The sequence below is a fragment of the Micromonospora sp. NPDC047753 genome (assembly GCF_040642735.1).
Taxonomy (GTDB): Bacteria; Actinomycetota; Actinomycetes; order Mycobacteriales; family Micromonosporaceae; genus Micromonospora.
On the sequence record NZ_JBEYSL010000699.1, the window covers coordinates 1 to 2,700 of the forward strand.

Sequence of the window (2,700 nt, forward strand, 5' to 3'; positions counted from 1 at the left end):
GCTCGGCACGTTTGGGCATCGGCGACCCGTCGTCGGGGCGGGAGCGGCAGCCCGGTGGCGACGGACCGTGGGAGGGAGCGACGGTGGCGCAGCGGGCCGGCGTCTACACACAGCAGGTGACGAACCTGGTGGTCGCCGACAACACCGTGTCGGGCTGCCAACTGCGGGGCATCGAGGTCGACGGCAGCGCGCGTGGTTCCCTGCCCCGGTCAGGGCAGGCCGTCGGCGTTTCCATCACCGGCAATGTGGCGACGAACTGTGTCGGCCACATCAACGTCTTGGCCTCCCGGGACGTCACGGTGGTCGGTAACCGGGTGGAGAATCCGAACGCGAGCCGGGCCGTGAGCTGCGTCGCCGTTCACCAGGGCTCCACAAAGACTGTCGTGGTGGCTAACCACCTGCGTCAGGCGCACCCGTCGCACCCCGCCGTCTTCGTGGACACTGCCTCGGTCGACGTCACACTGGCATGGAACGCGGTGGAGGCGGCTGTCCCCTACCAGACACCGGCGGACACGGTGATCATCCGGCGAAGTGGCGCGGGGCAGATCCGTACCGAGGGCAAACTCATCGCCGTCGGCGGGATCGGAGTCGGCAACAGCGTCGCCGCCACCACGCCGGGTGCGGTGGTCCGCAAGATCGAGGTGTTCTCCGCAAGCGGCCAGAGTCTGGGCTGGGTGCCGGTTTACAACTCGATCACCTGATGCCGTGGACCGACGTGACGGTGCGCGACCGAAGGGACCTGATGACCATTCTCGACACCCGGGCGCTCAACCGTGCGACGCTCGCCCGGCAGCTGCTGCTCGACCGCGCCGACCTGCCGGCGCTCGACGCCGTCGCCCACCTCGGCGGCCTGCAGGCCCAGGAGCCGCAGGAGCCGTTCGTCGGGCTGTGGTCGAGGCTGCGCGCGTTCGACCCGGCCGTGCTCTCGAACCTGCTGACCCAGCGACACGTGGTGCGTACCCACCTCATGCGCCGCACCGTCCACCTGCTCGTCGCCGACGACGTCGTGGCCTGGCGCACCCGTCACGACGCCATGCTGCGCCAACGCGTCCTCGGGGTCTACCGCGGCGAGCTCGACGGGGTGGACCTCGACGAACTCGCCGCTGCCGCGCTTGCCGTGGTTGCCGACGGTGAGCCCCGCTCGATGCCCGACATCGGGCGGGCGCTCAGCGAGCGGTGGCCGACGCCGGGGCTGCGCGTGCTGGGCGAGATCGCTGTCGCGCTGCTACCGATGACGCAGGTCCCGCCGCGAGGGGTGTGGCGGGCGAAGGGAGGCGCGCGTCACGTCCTGCTCTCCGCCTGGCTCGGCCGGGAGATCGACGCGCCGGCCGCGACCGGGGTCGATGAGGTCGGTCGGCTGCTCGTGCGCCGTTACCTGGCCGCGTTCGGCCCGGCGGCCACGGCCGACCTGCGCGCCTGGTGTGGTCTCGCCGGGCTGCCGGCAGTGGTGACCGCCATGCGGGACGAGTTGGTGACCTTTCGCGACGAGCGTGGCCGGAAGCTCATCGACCTTCCCGACGCGCCGCGCCCCGACCCGGACACACCTGCCCCGGTGCGGTTCCTGCCGGCGTTCGACAACGCGATCCTCGGCTACGACGACCGCAGCCGGATCATCGACGACGCGCACCGTAACCTCTCGGTGGCCGGTGAGCGCGTGGTGCTCGTCGACGGCCGGGTCGCGGCGACCTGGACCGTCGATTCGGGGACGGTCGTCGTGAGACCGCTCGGCGGCCTCTCCCGGACGGAGCGGGATGCCGTGGCCGAGCAGGGGCAGGCGTTGGCTTCCTTCCTCTCCGACCAGGAGAGCGATCGGGTGCGGGTCGATCCGTCTCCCCGGTGACGGACCAGGACGGTCCGACCCCGGGGAGACGACAGCGTCAGTCGACGATCGGCGGAGCCGTCCTCGCGGCCTCGGCGAGCGCTGCCGCCGCGCCGGCGTACGGGTTGTAGCTGTAGGTGCGTGCCAGGCCGCTCGGCACCGTGAAGTACGCGGCCGCCAGCTTCGCCGGGTCGCTGGCGATCTCGCCACGCGCGGGGGCGTCGTTGCCGTCGTCCCAGCCCCAGGGCGCGTTGGCCGAGTTGGTCGAACAACTCCAGGTGCCGACGCCGCAGTCGCCGGACGTGTCACCGGCGAACGTGCCGAGGCTGGCGAAGAGGCTGGCGTTGGACCGCTGCGCCCACAGCCCACCGGTGGCGAAGATGTCGATCAGCTGATACCGCACGTCGCGGTCGTTGCCGCTGCTCGGCGTCTCGGCGACGGTCGACGGGTAGTAGACCAGGCCGTCGCCGTTGATGTCGTACTGCGGGTGCGCCTTGAGGCCGTGGCCCTGCGCCTCCTGTGCCGTCACCGGGTGCTGGAACGTGTCGTGCGGTGACGCCTGGAATCGCAGGGTGCCGTCGATGCTCTCCCCGCCGCTGGTCCAGGTGCTGCCGGTCGGCGTGTAGGAGAAGAAGTCACTGTGCGCGACGGTGACAGCCGAACGGAGAACGCCGTACGTGGAGCCGTCGCGTTCGATCGCGAACAGCGCGCCCTCGCCGTCGTTCTCGTGCTCGGTCTCGAAGAACGGGTGGTCGGTCCAGTCGCGGGGGTGGAAGAAGAAGTACGTGATGTACCAGTGGGTGCTCGTCTCCACGACGGAGTAGTACACGTGTGCGGCGAGTGCGGCGCCTGCCTGGCCGGTCCGGTCCCAGTTGTCGCGT

Annotated in this window: 3 protein-coding genes; 2 read left to right on the forward strand and 1 reads right to left on the reverse strand. The window is 70.9% G+C overall.

The features are described 5' to 3' along the window. Together ABZ749_RS33340 and ABZ749_RS33345 are read left to right on the forward strand one after the other, a co-directional pair. On the forward strand, positions 1–701 hold a 701-nt coding region (locus ABZ749_RS33340), incomplete at its 5' end, for a right-handed parallel beta-helix repeat-containing protein (RefSeq protein ID WP_357234963.1). Beyond that, positions 701–1,840: a winged helix DNA-binding domain-containing protein gene (locus tag ABZ749_RS33345; RefSeq protein ID WP_357234966.1), complete on the forward strand. Its 1,140-nt coding sequence runs from the start codon at positions 701–703 to the stop codon at positions 1,838–1,840. The genes ABZ749_RS33340 and ABZ749_RS33345, both read left to right, overlap by 1 nt. 37 nt (positions 1,841–1,877) lie before the next feature. Here ABZ749_RS33345 and ABZ749_RS33350 read toward each other — a convergent pair. After that, a partial coding sequence (locus ABZ749_RS33350) for a hypothetical protein (protein ID WP_357234970.1) occupies positions 1,878–2,700 on the reverse strand: 823 nt, incomplete at its 5' end.

What these genes read in the sequence shown, in the direction of transcription:
- ABZ749_RS33345 (WP_357234966.1), top strand. Translation starts at nt 701, where the DNA reads ATGCCGTGGACCGACGTGACGGTGCGCGACCGAAGGGACCTGATGACC.